This is a genomic window from Magnetospirillum sp. UT-4 (genome assembly GCF_902729435.1).
Lineage (GTDB): Bacteria > Pseudomonadota > Alphaproteobacteria > Rhodospirillales > Magnetospirillaceae > Magnetospirillum.
On record NZ_CACVCG010000002.1, the window covers coordinates 46,399 to 58,921 of the forward strand.

A 12,523-nucleotide genomic window follows, 5' to 3' on the forward strand; every position below is an offset into this window, starting at 1 on the left:
ATTTGGCAAGGGCCGGGATGACCCACGCGTGAGCGTGGGTTATGTTTTTTTTCTATCGATGAGAACGACACATGGCATGGAACCGAGATAATCATGGTGGCCGCTCGCGGGATCGCGGACGGCGGGACGACTTTGGCGGCGACATGGGCGGCTACGAGCCGCGTCCCCCGCGCATGGCTGCACCCAGCAGCTTCGACCGCCAGGCGGTGACCCAGGCGAATGTGACCGCCACCGTGAAGTGGTTCAATGCCTCGAAGGGCTTCGGCTTCGTCGCTCCGGCCGACGGTACCCCGGATGCGTTCCTGCACATTTCGGCGCTCGAGCGTGCCGGCATGACCCAGATCGCCGAAGGCGCCACCATCGTGTGCGATCTCGGCCAGGGCAACCGCGGCCCGCAGGTGGTCATGGTGCACGAGATCGACAGCTCGACCGCCGCCGCCACCGCTCCGCGCGCCCCGCGCGCCGATCGCGGCCCCAGCCAGACGGTCGAGGGCACGGTCAAGTTCTTCTCGGCCGAGAAGGGCTTCGGCTTCGTCCAGGTCGATGAAGGCGGCAAGGACGTGTTCGTCCACATCAAGGCGCTGGAGCGCTCGGGCCTGAAGGCGCTGGAAAGCGGCCAGCGGGTCCGCGTGACCACCACCTTGGGCCAGAAGGGTCCGCAGGCCGACACCGTCGCCATCATCTGACGGCGAAGGCACGGGTTTTATCGCCCCGCCCCGGGACTTACGTCCCGGGCAGCGGGGCGATTCTGTTTTGGATGGGGGGAATTCCCCTTGTCCCCTTACTCCCCCGCCTCGAACACCGCCACCAGGTTGGCGGTCCAGATCTCCGGCGGGGTCAGCAGCGCCCAGGACAGGAAGCGATGGACCAGGGCGTCGGTGAACAGCCGCCGGCGCGAGCCCTGGCGCACCGGGCGCGCCGCGATCATCCGCAGGCCGGCGGCGTCGGCCAGCTGGCGCAGCGACAGCGGGGTGAAGGCGGTGCGGTGGGTGAGGTCGCCGAACTGGTATTGCAGTCCCCACGGACAGGCGGCGTTGGGGACCTTGACGATCATCCGCCCGCCCGGGGCCAGCGCCCCGGCCACCGCCGCCACCAGATCCAGCGCCTCGTCGGGGGTGAAATGCTCGAGCACGTCCAGCGCCACCACCCGATCCAGGCTTCCCGGGCCGGCCTGGCTCAGCGCCTGGCGCAGGTCCTGGCAGCGGAAGCGGTCGCGGGCGGTTTCGGGGATCACCGCGGCCAGGGCCGGGTCGTGGTCGATGCCGAGGAACTCGCCACAGCCTTTGGCCGCCAGATAGGCCAGGAAGGCGCCGGTGCCGCAGCCGATCTCGAGAAAGCGCATGTCCGCCCGGCATTCGCCCGGGTCCCACACCAGCGCGTCGAAGCGGCGCATCTGCTTGGTCCCCAGCGCGGGCGTGACGTAGCCCTTGTAGCTGGCATAGCTGCCGTAGAAGCCGGGGGCGCTTTCGTCCACGTCAGGCCGATCCCGGGCCGGCCGCCGTTCCCAGGCCGGCCGCCACGCGGCGTTCGCCGCCGCCCAGGGTGGACGGGGCGGTGCCGATGACGGCGCGGCCGCCGCCCAGGGACAGCAGCCAGGCCTCGACATGGTGAACCAGGTAGCGGGTGGGTTCGTGCAGGGGATGGTGCGACTTGAGTTCGGTCAGGCGCAGCCAGCGGCCCTCGTCGCTCTCCTCGTTGAGCACCGGCTCGAATTCCTCGGGCAGGGACAGGCCGTAGAGCAGGTTGCGCTTGCCGGTGGTCACCGCCGCGCCCAGCGGCACCAGCCGGCTGGGCGGCACCAGCAGCCCGGCCTCCTCGTGCAGCTCGCGCCGCGCCGCGCGCAGGGGCACCTCGCCGCGGTCGAGGCCGCCGCCGAAGAAGTTCCACATTCCGGCATTGCGGGCCACCTGGGCGCGCTTGGCGACCAGCACCCGCCTTGTGGGCGGGCAGACGACGGCGACCCAGACGGACGTCCTCACGCGAGATCCCCTAACCGGCGGCAAGGATTCCACCGTTATAGGCGAGCGGCGCCGATCGGCAAACCCCCTTTGCCGTCGTCCCACCCATGCGCCAGCCTCGGCATTCCGCCCGCGCCGCCGTGGTGCTACTCTCCCGCCGTCTGACCCGCCGGAGTTCCCCGTGTCGTCGCCCTCGTCGCCCTCGTCGCGCATCCCGTCCGCCCAGCCGGGCCTGGACGGCGTCACCGTGCTGGTGGTTGACGATCTTGAGATCAACCGCGCCCTCATCACCCAGATCCTTCAGCGGGCCGGCTGCGGCCGGGTGATCGCCGTGGGCGGCGGCGAGGAGGCGCTGGCGGTGATGGCCGCCACCGTCCCCGATTGCGTGCTGCTGGATGTGATGATGCCGGGCATGAACGGCTATGAGGTGTGCCGCCACATCCGCGCCACGCCCGCCCTGGCCGAGCTGCCGGTGATCTTCCAGACCGCGCTGACCGACCGCCAGGACCGGCTCGACGCGTTCGGGGCGGGCGGCACCGACATCATCTCCAAGCCGCTGGAGGCGCGCGAGCTGGTGGCGCGGGTCAGGGTGCATGCCGCCAACGCCCGCATGTCGCGGGAGCTGCGGGCCTACCAGGCCCGCGTCGAAAGCGAGCTGGCCGATGCCTGGCTGGTGGCCAAGGCGCTGATGCCGCATCAGGAGACCCTGGCCGGGCTGGCCGCCGCCGGCATCGACGCCGACTGGTTCATCCGCCCCTGCACCACCATCGGCGGCGATCTGTGGCATCTGTGGCCGCTGCCCGACGGCCGCGCCGCCATGCTGCTGGCCGACGTTTCCGGCCACGGCATCGCCGCGGCGGTGCGGGCCTTCGGCGTCCACACGCTGCTGCTGCCGCCGCCCCATTTCATCGACGATCCGGTCGCGGTTGCCGCCCATCTCGACCGCCGGCTCAAGCTGTTGCGGCGCGATCTGCCCGGGCTGGTCGCCGCCGTCGCCGTGGTGCTGGATGCCGCGCGGGGCCGCATCGAATGGGTCTCGGGCGGGTTGCGCGACGCCGTCCTGGTGCGCGAGGACGGCGGCGTCGATCTGCTGAACCTCTCGGGCCTGCCGTTCGGTCTGCTGGAATCGCCGCCGCGCCAGCACCGCGAGGTCGCGGTGGCGCCAGGCGACCGGGTGGTGTGGTTCAGCGACGCGCTGATCGAGCATTTCCCCGGCGATCCGCCCGAGGAGGAGGTCCAGGCCTGGGTCGCCGAACGGGTGCGCGAGTGGCCGGGCGGGCCCGGCCTGGCCGCCCATATCGGCGAACGGTTCCTGGAAAGCGTCGAGTCCTGCGGCGACGACCTGCTGATCGTCGTCACCCGGATGGGTGTGGCTAAACCGGCCGGCTGATGGCCGCTTGCACCCGCCCGGCCAGGCGTTTCAGTTCGGCGATGGTTTCGGCGCTCGCCGGCTGACCGTCCCGGGCCGCCGCCTCGATGCGGCTGCAATGCCCGGACAGCCGGATGAAGCCGAGATTGACCGCCGCCCCCTTCAGCGCATGGGCGGCCGGCACCAGGGCGGCGGGCGTCTGGGCCGCCGTCTCGATGGCGGCGACGCGGCCGGGCAGGCCGTCGCGGAAGCGCTTCAGCAGGTCGCGGAAGTCCTCCACCCCCAGTGCGTCGCACAACTCGTCCTGGGCCTCCCCATCCACCTCGGGCTCGATGTCGATGTCGATGTCGCCGTCGTCGGCCTCGGCCGCCGGCGCCTTGTCCGGCCGCGGCGGCGGCGGCGGGCGTCCGCCCTCGCCCCAGCGCTGCAGGGTGGCGGCCAGGCGGCGGCGGTCGATGGGCTTGGCGATGAAGTCGTTCATGCCCGCCGCCAGGCAGGCGTCGCGGTCGGCGGCCATGGCGTTGGCGGTCATGGCGATGATGGTCACCGTCGCCTTCGCCCCGGCCATGGCGCGGATCTGGCGGGTCGCCTCCAGCCCGTCGACGCGCGGCATCTGCATGTCCATCAGGACCAGGTCGTAGTCGCCCGAGGCGACCAGGCCGACCGCCTCGCCACCGTCGCCGGCGACGTCGGCGCGGTGGCCCAGCTTGGTCAGCAGCCCGACCGCCACCTGCTGGTTGATGGCATTGTCCTCGGCCACCAGGATGCGCAGCGGTTGCGCCGGTGGCACGTCCTCCTCGGCCTGGGGCGCCGGGCCGCCGCCGCCCGCCACGGTGCCGCGGCCCAGGGCGCACAGCAGCGCCGCCAGCAGCGAGGCCTGACGGATGGGCTTGGGTATCACCTGGGCGATGGTGGCGGACGCGGCGGCGGCGACGATGTCGGCGGGCGGCACCGCGCTGGCCAGCAGCACCGGCAGCGCCCGGGTTGCGGGGTGGGCGCGCAGGACGGCGGCGAAGTCGAGGGCGGTCATGCCGGCCAGGGGATGGGCGCAAAGCACCGCGTCCACCGCCGCGCCGCGCTCGCGCGCCGTCCGCACCAGGGCGGCGGCGGCGGCGGCGTCGGGGGCCGCCACCACCTCGGCGCCCCAGGTCGCGAGCTGCCGTTCCAGGGTCTCGCGGGCGAGGTCGAGCGGCTCCACCACCAGCACCCGGGCGCCCGCCAGGGGCGGCTGCGCCGGGACGCTCGCCGGCCCGTCATGCCGGGGCAGCGGCACCTCGAACCAGAAGGTGCTGCCCTTGCCCTCGCGGCTGTCGAAGCCGATATGGCCGCCCATGGCGGTGACCAGGCGCTTGCAGATGGCCAGGCCGAGGCCGCTGCCGCCGAAACGGCGCGAGGTCGACGCCTCGGCCTGGGTGAAGGTCCCGAACAGCCTGGCCTTGGCCGTCTCGGGGATGCCGATGCCGGTGTCGCGGACGTTCACCGTCAGCAGCGGCACGCCGGCGACGCCTGGGGCCAGGTCGAACAGCATGGCGACGCCGCCGGCATCGGTGAACTTCACCGCGTTGCCGGCCAGATTGAGCAGCACCTGGCGCAGCCGGCCGGCATCGGCCAGGAACAGGCCGTCCGACCCGGAGGGCAGGGCATAGGCCAGGTCGATGCCCTTCTCGCGCAGCCGTGGCGCCAGGATATCGACCACCCCCTCCACCAGCGGCGCCAGCTCGAAGCTGGTCACCTCGAATTCCAGCTTGCCGGCCTCCATCTTCGAGAAGTCCAGGATGTCGTTGATGATCGACAGCAGCGATTCCGCCGACACCCGGACGGTGTTGGCGTAATGGGCCTGGTCGCGCGACAGCTCGGTGTCCAGCAGCAGGCTGGTCATGCCGATGATGCCGTTCATGGGGGTGCGGATCTCGTGGCTCACCGTTGCCAGGAATTCCGACTTGGCCTGGCTGGCGGCGTCGGCGTCGATCTTGGCCCGGCGCAAATCGTCGATGGTGCTGCCCAGGGTGGCGTTGGCGTCCAGGATCTGCTTCGACACCAGTGCGGCCAGGGCCAGCACCGCCAGGATGGTGGCGGCGACCATGGCCATCTCGATGATGCGGTAGCGGGCCTTGCGCGAGGCGATCTCGGCCTCCAGCGCCTCCAGGCGCTCGCTGGCCTGGAAGAACAGCCGGCCGGCATTCTCGCGCATGCGCAGCAGCTGCGACGAGAACTTGCGCAGTTCCGTCTGGACCCGGGCCATGGCCTCGAGCGCCGCGCCCTCGGCGAGCAGCCGGTTGCGTTCGACCAGCATGGCGTTCAGCGCGTTCACGCGACGGTCGAGTTCGAACAGCTTGGGCCGCAGCTCGACGATCTCGAGCAGCACGCCCTGGCGGACCTCCGGGACGGCGTACTGGATGGAGCGGGACATTTCCTCCCGGTCCTCCATGTTCAGGCGGATCACCTCGACCACCGTCCCGCCGTCCTCGAGAACGTCGAGGCGGCGGCCCATGGCCAGGATCTGCGCCTTGGTCTCGTCGCGGGCGAGGTCGAGACTTTGCGGATTGGTGATGGTGGCCAGCCGGTAGATGCTGGATTCGATGCGGGCGATGTCCTGGATGATCAGCTCGCCGATGGCGAGCCGCGCCTTCTCGTTCCGGCTCGAGCGGTCCTGCTCCTCGATCAGTTCCGAGAACACCAGATGCGTCCCGATCAGCAGGATGAAGCCGATCAGGAACGACAGCAGCATCAGCCCGAGACGGGCCAGCGGGTGGAACCCGGTCGTGTCCGTCATCCGCCGAGGTCCGCCTTAGGTGTCGCCGCGCATGGCGGCGTCGAGGAATCCGTGCCGGCGGAAGATCGCCTGTCCCTCGGGCGAGGCCGCCAGCGCCATGAAGCGGCGCGCCCCATCGGGATTCTTCGAGAAGGTCAGCAGGTTGAGCTCCAGCTTGCTGGGCTGGGAGATCGCCGGATCGAGGTCGATGACGTCGACGATCTCGCGGTTCTCCGGGAAGAAGGCGGTGGCGCGCCAGTTCAGGATCAGGTCCGCCTGCTGGTTCTTCATGGCCTGGATCAGGTTGCGCGAATCGGTGGCGAGGAAGACCGAGCGCGCCATCACCTTGTCGAGCGTGCCGGCCCGGTCGAGGATGCGCTTGGTCTCGGCGCCGATGCTGCCGGTCTCGGGGTTGCAGACCACCACCGCCAGATCCGGGCGCAGCAACTCGCCGATATCGGCCTTGATTCGCTTGGGGTTGCCCTTGGCGACCATCAGGGCGGCGACGTTGTAGCCCACCGGCACCGCCTCGCCCAGCAGCCCGTCGCCCAGGAATTGCTGGCGGTAGGACGCCGCGCCGGGAAAGTAGATGTCGCCCTGGTGGGCCAGTTTCAGCGCCGAGTACAGATCCTCGGAACCGCCCTGGCTGATGGTGAAGCGGGTGCCGTGGCGGGCCTCGACCAGGCCGGCGATCTCCTTGATCGGCTTGACCATGGTGATGCCGCAGAAGATCAGCAGCTCGTCGGCCGCCCGGGCCGGGAACGGCAATGCCGCGGCAAGCGGAAGCGCGGTCAGGCCGGTGACGACGGTGCGGCGTGAAAGCATGGCCATCTGCCCTTCTCCCCCAATGCGGATGCCTCGGCCGAATATAATACCATCGTTATGTAAATGGATGTGAAACGGCGGCGGTGGTGTGCCATCGCCGAATCACGCCCTGCTCGGTCCGGGTGGCGACGTCTGTGCCCGCGAGCCGGTGCACAGGCCCGGCGCCCTCAGCCTGCCGCGGCGCTCCTTCGACCGCTGGACCGAGGTCAAGCGCGGCCACCGAACTGGCGCGCATCAATTCCGAGCTGGAACAGTCCGCCTATGTCGCCTCGCACCACCTGCGCTAGAGCGCGATGACATTAGGTCGGCGCACGGGGTGCGCCGACCTAATGTCTGAATCGCACTCTAATTTATTGATTTAGAGGCGGATTCAACCTGATAGCATCCGGCTCTAGCCGCTGCGCATGGTGACCAGCTGCCTGCGCCTGATCCTGGACCTGCTGGATTATTCGCGCACCGGCCGCCACCGCGACGACCGCCCGCGCCGCATCGCGGTGGGCTGCCGGGCCGAGGCCGATCAGTGGCTGGTGTGGGTCGAGGACAACGGCATGGGCCTGGCCATCTGCCGCAAGATCGTCGAGCACCACCACGGACGCATCTGGATCGAGCCGGCTTCGGACGGCGGCACCCGCTTCATGGTGTCGCTGCCGCGCCTCGGTCCATCGACCTGACGGGGGGCGGAAAAACGCCGGCTTGCCGTCGGACCCCGCCTACCAGCGCAGCACGCCGCCGATGTTCTTCTTCTTCTCGAAGCCGCGCTTGGTCACCAGCACCCAGTCGTTGACCTGCATGAAGCGCGGCGCCAGGAACTGGTAGAGGTCGCGGATGCGCAGGATGTTATCGTCCGAGCGCACCACGAAGATCGACTTCCATACGCGGACGATGTCCTCCCAGGGCAGCAGGCGGCGGAACAGTTCGTCGCGGACCGAGCGGATGTAGTCGACCTGGTTGTCGATGTTCTTCAGCATGGCCAGGATCTCGCCGGTCTGGGCGTCGACCTGGTCGAAATAGTCCTGGAACACCTTCAGCGCCCGCTGCGACAGGCGGGCGACCTGGTCGGTGGTCTCGATCATGCCGCGGTCGGACGAATAGAGGCGGCGGAAGCCCTGGACCTTCTCGTCCACCTTCTTGACCTCGGCGAAAAGGTCGCGCTCGGCCTCGATATAGGCCAGCTCCTTGGCCAGCGCCTCGATGTACTTCACCACCTCCTCGCGGTTGTCGCGGCCCAGGCCCAGTTCCTCGGCCGCCTCGGAGAAGGCGAGGCTGATGTTCTTCTTGACCTGCGGGTCCTCGGCCACCTGCATCAACTCCTCGGGCGAGGTGAAGATGTGCTCGTTTCCGGTCAGCCAGGTGACCAACTGCATGGTCAGGCGCTGGTGGGCGATGCGGCGGTGGCGCTCGGTGGGTTCCCACGACGCCTCGCGGGTCAGGATTTCCTTGGGCAGCTCGTCGCCGATGCGCAGGCCGCGCACGAAGGCCAGGCCCTCGGCCACCTTGTCGAGCATGCGGCCATCGGCGGTCTCGGCGGTCAGGCCGAATTCGCGCTTGATGCCGTCGAAGCCCAGAATGGCCTCGTTGTCGGCGAGCTTGACCACCGCCACCGCCTCGCCGACATCGGTCAGGCGGAAGTAGAGGTCCTCAAAGGACTGGAAGAACTTGTGTTCGAACTTGACGACGGTGCTTTCCGTGTCGTCCGCGCTGCCGGCCGCTGCCATCTCCGTTCCCCGATGCGACGCCGTCGCCCGCGCAAATCCACGGCGCGGGATCGGGCTGTGCCCCGGGGCCTAGTATGCCGGGGACGCGGCACCGTCACAAGACTGCCAGTTTACCTTCCGGCCTCGACCATCAGGTGGCCCTCGCGGCCGTGGACATAGCCGTTGGCGAATTCGGCCCGCGGGCACAGGGTGGCGAGGCGGGCGCAGGAATCGTCGGGATCGACGGTGCCGGCCATGGTGTCGCGGAACAGCCGGGCCACCGCCACCATGTCCACCATCTGCGGCCACAGCCGGAAGCGGCGAACGCCGGCCGCGCGCAACGCCGCCAGCTCGCCCAGCAGGTCGAGGTAATGGTAGGACATGGTCTGGGTGCCGTTGACCGCCAGGAACGGCTCGTCGTCCAGGGTGTCGACCGCCATGCCGTCGGGGTCCTCGGCGCAGACGTACTGGCAGCCGTCCTTGGCCAGCTTGCGCGAGCGGGCGTGGTAGCAGCGGGCCGAGATGGCCAGCGGGATGCGTCCGAAGGCCTGGACCTCGATCTCGCCGGCCGCCGCCTTGGCCAGGGTGCCGATCACCGGGGCGGGCAGCTCGGCCGGCAGGCAGGTGCGGATGGCGCCCAGGGATTCGAGATAGGCCAGGGTGCCCTCGTTGTAGACGTTGACCAGCGGGCCGACGGCGAAGGGCCGCCCGGCCAGCATGCCGGCCACCGAGACGTCGTTGGCCTCGACCAGCCAGCCGCCGCCGGCCGCCAGCTCGCGCGCCTGCTCGGCCTCGCGCCCGGTCATGATCAGGGCCAGCGAGGACAGCACCACTTCCTTGCCGGCGGCGGCCAGGCGCTCGATCACCTCGGGCAGGAAGGGAGCGAAGAAGGGCGTGCGCTTCGAGCACACCACCTCGCCGACGCAGACGGTATCCACGTCGGCCTCGTCGGCGATGCGGAAATAGAAGTCGCGCAGGGCCTCGGGCGCCCAGTTGAACAGCACCGGACCCAGCGTCAGGTGGGCGGGGGACAGCGGCCGGTCGCCGTTCATCGCCACGCCCTCTCATAGGCGCCGGTGGTCTGGCGGCCGCCCTCGGTGATGCGGTCGAGATCGATGTCGGGCAGCGGCCGTCCCGCCATGGCCGCGTCGATGCCGGCGCGGAAGGCCTGCACCACCGCCGCCACATAGGCGCGGCCGCGCTGGCGGCCCTCGATCTTGAAGGCGGTGACCCCGGCCTTGATGAGGTCGGGCAGCATGCCCAGGGTGTTGAGCGAGGTCGGCTCCTCGAACAGGTAGCTGGCGGTGCCGTTGGCGATGAAGCGGCCCTTGCACAGGGTGGGATAGCCGGCCGGCTCGTTGGCGCCGAAGCGGTTGATGGTGAAGCCGGCCAACTGCGAGGTGGTGCCGCCGGCGCTCTCGACGTAGCGCACGTGGCTGGCCGGCGAGCACACTCCGTTCATGTTGGGCGACTGGCCGGTGGCGTAGGAGGACAGGGCGCAGCGCCCCTCGGCCATGACGCACAGGCCGCCGAACACGAACACCTCGGTCTCGACCGGGGCGATCTGGGGATTGATGGCGGCGATCTCGGCGACGGTGAGGACGCGCGGCAGCACCACCCGCTTGACCCCGAAGCGCCCGGCGTAGAAGCGGATGGAATCGGGGTTGGAGGCGGCGGCCTGGACCGACAGGTGCAGCCGCAGGCCGGGATGGCGGTGGGCGGCGTGGGCGATCAGGCCGATATCGGCCAGGATGGCGGCGTCGGCGCCCAGGCGGTCGGCATCGGCCACCGCCTGGTGCCACAGCTCCGGCTCGCCGGCGCGGGGGAAGGTGTTGATGGCCACCAGCACCTTGGCGCCCTTGTCATGGGCATAGGCGATGCCTTCCTCCAGCTCCTTGCGGCTGAAGTTGAGGCCGGGGAAGTTGCGGGCGTTGGTCTCGTCGCGGAAGCCCACATAGACGCAGTCGGCGCCGGCATCGACCGCGCTCTTCAGCGCCGCCGGGGTGCCGGCGGGGCAAACCAGTTCGGGGCGCCGCAGCTCCGCCATCACGCCAGCCCCCGCCGCGCCGCCTTGCGCAGCGCCTTGACCTCGGCCTCCAGCTCGGCCAGGCGGGCGCCCTGGGACTGGGCGCTCTGCAACGCCGGCCCGATCAGCGCCTGGCGCACCGTCTCGACGCCCGAACGGAGGCTTCCGGCCAGGTCGAGGGCCGCCGCCGCGGCGCGCTCGGCCGGGCGGGCCAGCGGGCCGAACAGGCTGGCGAAATCGGCCACCAGATCGATGCCGGCGCCATCGACGGCGTTCCTGAGCGCCACCACCACCTCGGTGTCGCCCTCGATCACCAGCTGGCGCGAGAAGAACAGCGCGTCGCCGTCGACCTTGCCCTCGGCCAGGGCGATCAGGGTCTCGAGCGGGCCGCGGATGGTGGCGTGGACCTCGTCGGGATCGACGAAGCGGCGCACCGTCAGGCTGGGCTCGGCCGGTTTCGGCTCCAGCAGCAGGGCGAAGGGCAGGTCGATGGGGTCGATGCAGACCAGGCGGTCGGCGAACGGCTCCATCCGCTCCAGGATGTCGGGGTGGCGGCGGCGCACCAGCCGCAGCAGGGCGTCGAACACCGGCTGCAGCAGCGCCGGGCGCACCGGCCCGAGGGCGAGGCCGAGCAGCAGCACCGGCGTGAACGGCGGGGTCATGGGCCGAAGGCCGGGCCGCGACTGCGCTTCCATCATGGTTCCAACGCTTCCCCAAAAGTCGGCCGGGATTCTCCAAACGGTCATAGCCCTCCACCTTGACCGCCGTCAAGCGGCCAGCCCCTTGGCCGCGCTGGGATTCGGGTTTAGAACACAAGTCGGCGGGTATACGGCGAGGGGGACGCGATGATCGTCGATATCGATTTCGGGCCGGTGACGGTGCTGGTGGTCGACGGCAACGCCTATGGCCGCGCCTTCCTGCGTTCGGCGCTGCAATCCTTCGGGGTCCGCCGGGTGGTCGAGGCCGCCGACGGCGATGCCGCCGTGGCGGCGCTGGAGGCCGAACGCATCGACGTGGTGCTGGTCGACGCCGAGGTGGCGCCGGCGGGCGGCACCGAACTGACCCGCTCGTTGCGTCGCGGCCGGGTCGCCGGACGGGCGGCGGTGCCGGTGGTGATGCTGTCCGAGGCCGCCGAGCCGGCGGCGGTGGCGGCGGCGCGGGCGGCCGGCATCACCGAGTTGCTGGTCAAGCCGGCCTCGGCGGAATCGCTGTATCGCCGGCTGCGCGACGCCCTGGTCAACCCGCGCCCCTTCGTCGCCGCCGAGTCCTATGTCGGCCCCTGCCGGCGCACGGTGGCGCTGGTGCCCCCCGACCAGGGCGAACGCCGCACCTCGCCGCCGCTGCCGGCGCCGCCGCCGCTGGTGGCGGTGCCGCCGGGAGTCGCCCATTCCATGGTGCGCCGCGCCCAGGCCGAGGCGCAGCTTGCCGACCGCCAGGACGGCTCGGACCGCATCCTCTACCGCCATTTCAAGGCCGGGGAGAGCATCTTCGCCGAGGGCGCGCCCGGCGACGAGGCCTATGTCATCCAGCGCGGCCGCGTCGCCATCGAGAAGGAGGTGGGCGGCCAGCCGGTGCGGCTGGGCGAGGTCGCCGCCGCCGGCGTCTTCGGCGAGATGGCGCTGATCGACGGCGAGCCGCGCATGGCCGCCGCCCGCGCCATCGAGGACACCACCTGCCTGGCCATCTCGAAGGCGGCGCTGAAGGCCCAGCTCAACCGCACCCCGGATCTGGTCATCCTGGTGGTCGAGACCCTGCTGCACGACATCCGCAAGATGGGCCGCGAACTGGTCGAGGCCCGCTCCCGCATCCGCGTGCGGCGCGAGGGCGGCGATTGAACCAGCCCATGACGATGCATCTCGCATCTCCATCATGGGGGGAAATGAAACGCATTTCTTGCGC

At 70.6% G+C, this 12,523-nt stretch carries 12 protein-coding genes; 4 read left to right on the forward strand and 8 right to left on the reverse strand.

Annotated elements, in window-relative coordinates; genetic code table 11:
• Positions 1-173: 173 nt before the first annotated feature.
• The gene (locus MTBUT4_RS19765; RefSeq protein WP_305792094.1) at positions 174-686 is read left to right on the forward strand and encodes a cold-shock protein; all 513 of its coding nucleotides are present in this window, start codon (positions 174-176) and stop codon (positions 684-686) included.
• Positions 687-781: 95 nt separating this feature from the next.
• Here MTBUT4_RS19765 and MTBUT4_RS00205 read toward each other — a convergent pair whose 3' ends face one another.
• Both MTBUT4_RS00205 and MTBUT4_RS00210 read right to left on the reverse strand, forming a co-directional pair.
• Entirely contained in the window at positions 782-1,474 is a 693-nt protein-coding gene (locus MTBUT4_RS00205) for a cyclopropane-fatty-acyl-phospholipid synthase family protein (RefSeq protein ID WP_173977647.1), read from the reverse strand.
• A gap of 1 nt (position 1,475) precedes the next feature.
• A complete protein-coding gene (locus MTBUT4_RS00210; RefSeq protein ID WP_173977648.1) occupies positions 1,476-1,979 on the reverse strand; it encodes an NUDIX hydrolase in 504 nt (167 codons plus the stop codon).
• Positions 1,980-2,139: 160 nt separating this feature from the next.
• Between MTBUT4_RS00210 and MTBUT4_RS00215 the strand changes: the two genes are divergently transcribed.
• Positions 2,140-3,348: a response regulator gene (locus MTBUT4_RS00215; protein WP_173977649.1), complete on the forward strand. Its 1,209-nt coding sequence runs from the start codon at positions 2,140-2,142 to the stop codon at positions 3,346-3,348.
• On the opposite strand, the gene MTBUT4_RS00220 is transcribed toward MTBUT4_RS00215, so the two are convergent.
• Positions 3,332-6,100, reverse strand: a complete 2,769-nt coding sequence (locus MTBUT4_RS00220) for a response regulator (protein ID WP_173977650.1) — start codon at positions 6,098-6,100, stop codon at positions 3,332-3,334. The genes MTBUT4_RS00215 and MTBUT4_RS00220 overlap by 17 nt on opposite strands.
• Before the next feature lie 15 nt (positions 6,101-6,115).
• The gene (locus tag MTBUT4_RS00225) at positions 6,116-6,910 is read right to left on the reverse strand and encodes a substrate-binding domain-containing protein (RefSeq protein WP_173977651.1); all 795 of its coding nucleotides are present in this window, start codon (positions 6,908-6,910) and stop codon (positions 6,116-6,118) included.
• A 398-nt stretch (positions 6,911-7,308) separates the two neighbouring features.
• On the opposite strand from MTBUT4_RS00225, the gene MTBUT4_RS00230 reads away from it, so the two are divergent.
• Positions 7,309-7,575 carry an ATP-binding protein gene (locus MTBUT4_RS00230; RefSeq protein ID WP_173977652.1) on the forward strand — a complete coding sequence of 89 codons (267 nt, stop codon included), beginning with the start codon at positions 7,309-7,311 and terminating at the stop codon, positions 7,573-7,575.
• Positions 7,576-7,614: 39 nt separating this feature from the next.
• Here the strand turns inward: MTBUT4_RS00230 and MTBUT4_RS00235 are convergent, their stop codons facing one another.
• The 4 genes from MTBUT4_RS00235 to MTBUT4_RS00250 form a co-directional block, all read right to left on the reverse strand.
• On the reverse strand, positions 7,615-8,619 hold the full coding sequence (locus tag MTBUT4_RS00235) for a hypothetical protein (protein ID WP_173977653.1): 1,005 nt from the start codon (positions 8,617-8,619) through the stop codon (positions 7,615-7,617).
• Positions 8,620-8,729: 110 nt separating this feature from the next.
• Positions 8,730-9,650, reverse strand: coding sequence for a U32 family peptidase (locus MTBUT4_RS00240; RefSeq protein ID WP_173977729.1), 921 nt, complete (start codon positions 9,648-9,650; stop codon positions 8,730-8,732).
• Positions 9,647-10,645 (reverse strand): peptidase U32 family protein, encoded by a 999-nt coding sequence (locus MTBUT4_RS00245; RefSeq protein ID WP_173977654.1) that lies wholly within the window; start codon positions 10,643-10,645, stop codon positions 9,647-9,649. The genes MTBUT4_RS00240 and MTBUT4_RS00245 overlap by 4 nt, the downstream gene beginning before the upstream one ends.
• Positions 10,645-11,322, reverse strand: coding sequence for an SCP2 domain-containing protein (locus MTBUT4_RS00250; protein ID WP_173977655.1), 678 nt, complete (start codon positions 11,320-11,322; stop codon positions 10,645-10,647). Before MTBUT4_RS00250 ends, MTBUT4_RS00245 begins: the two co-directional genes overlap by 1 nt.
• Before the next feature lie 147 nt (positions 11,323-11,469).
• Here MTBUT4_RS00250 and MTBUT4_RS00255 point away from each other — a divergent pair, with 147 nt between their 5' ends.
• Positions 11,470-12,459, forward strand: a complete 990-nt coding sequence (locus MTBUT4_RS00255; protein WP_173977656.1) for a cyclic nucleotide-binding domain-containing protein — start codon at positions 11,470-11,472, stop codon at positions 12,457-12,459.
• Positions 12,460-12,523 lie beyond the last annotated feature (64 nt).